The sequence below is a fragment of the Robertmurraya siralis genome (assembly GCF_005502275.1).
In the GTDB taxonomy this organism is placed as follows: Bacteria; Bacillota; Bacilli; order Bacillales; family Cytobacillaceae; genus Robertmurraya; species Robertmurraya siralis.
Map to the genome: position 1 here is coordinate 1 of NZ_SWLZ01000057.1, position 1825 is coordinate 1825.

Here is a 1825-nt window from a genome sequence, read left to right on the forward strand (position 1 = left end):
GAGGGTGGGACAAAACCCATCTCTAAAATGAAAAAGCCAGTGAAATTTTACGACACGTAAAATTTCACTGGCTTTGATTCATTTTTGTATAAAAATAAGGACCTCTTCTGATAAAATTAAGTCACCACAACCAAATCATACAGAAAGAAGGATCCTTATGTTTAAAAATTATAACATGAATCAATTAATTTTGCCTTTAGATTTAGAAGTAAAGTTACAAAAAAATGATATTGCCTTCCATATACATCACTTAGTGGAAAGTATTCCACCTGAAGCCCTTGAACCATTTTTTCGAAATGAGGGGTGCCCTGCTTATCATCCACGCATGATGTTAAAAATTATCTTATGTGCTTATTCGCAGTCTGTCTTTTCTGGTCGTAAAATCGAAGCCCTTTTAAAAGATAGTATCCGTATGATGTGGCTAGCTCAAGGATATGAACCAAGCTACCGAACAATTAACCGATTCCGTGTTCAACCTCAAGTGAAAGATCTCATTCGCCAAAGTTTCGTCCAATTCCGTTGTCAACTTGTACAAGAAGAACTAATCGATCAAGAAGCGATTTTCATTGATGGGACCAAAATCGAAGCGAATGCGAATAAATTTACATTCGTGTGGAAAAAGTCGATTGAAAAATATCACAAAAGCTTAATTGAAAAATCAAATCAACTGTACAATGAGTTACTTGAAAAAGAGATCTTACCTGAAATTGAACGAGAAAGTGATGAGCAATTATCACTTGAAGAACTCGATCAAATGATTGAAAAAGTAGATGAAGTCATTACGGAATATGACCAAAAAATAGAAGCATCATCGAGCGTAGAAGAAAGAAAAGCATTAAGAAGTGAACGAAAATATCCAAAGCAAGTGCGTAAGCAGTTAACTGATTATCTTGTACGGAAACAGAACTATCAACGGGACTTTGAAATCTTGGGTACACGTAATAGTTATTCGAAAACAGACCTTGATGCAACATTCATGCGAATGAAAGATGATTATATGAAGAATGGTCAATTGAAAGCAGGTTATAATGTACAAATCGCAACGGAAGGTCAATACACACTTGCGTATAGTATATTTTCAAATCCGACAGATACACGTACGTTAATTCCATTTCTAGATGAAATCGAGAAAGGTTATTTCGAATTACCGAAGCATATTGTGGCAGATGCAGGTTATGGCAGCGAACAAAACTTTAATGATATCCTTTCAAACAGAAACCGAGAAGCACTAATAACGTATAACATGTATGTGAAGGAACAAAAGAAAAAACATAAACAAAACAAGTTTAATCCAGACAACTGGCAGTATGATGAAGAAAGCGATACATACACATGCCCAAATCACAAACGCCTTTTATTTAAATATCGCTCTGAACGTACGGATAAAACAGGCTTTAAACGGGAATTTAAAGTCTATGAATGTGAAGAATGTTCGGGCTGTCCATTCCGTTCATCATGTACCAAGGCAAAAGAAGGCAACCATCGAAAACTAATGGTGAACGAAAAATGGGAACAGCAAAAAGAATATGTGAGAGCGAAGCTTTCAGAAGAGAAAACAGGTGCCATCTATCGAAAACGCAAAATCGATGTGGAACCAGTTTTTGGATTCTTGAAGGCTAATTTGCGTTTCACTCGATTTTCTGTACGAGGAAAATCGAAGGTAGAAAACGAAATGGGTCTCGCGTTAATGGCCGTGAATTTAAGAAAATTCACGGCCATTAACTAAGGTAATAGAAAAATGAACACACAAAAATAGAGAAAGGTGAATTTGAGTACCCTCAAATTCACCTTTCTCATTATTTGAAGCTAGTTATGTCCCAGCTCC

1 protein-coding gene is annotated in these 1825 nt (G+C 36.0%); it reads left to right on the forward strand.

Features of this window, described 5'->3' with window-relative positions; translation table 11 throughout:
- Positions 1–157 precede the first annotated feature (157 nt).
- Entirely contained in the window at positions 158–1726 is a 1569-nt protein-coding gene (locus FCJ93_RS24610) for an IS1182 family transposase (RefSeq protein WP_137744929.1), read from the forward strand.
- Positions 1727–1825: the final 99 nt, after the last annotated feature.

Coding starts and splice junctions, on each gene's coding strand:
- FCJ93_RS24610 (WP_137744929.1), top strand. CDS start 158: ATGTTTAAAAATTATAACATGAATCAATTAATTTTGCCTTTAGATTTA.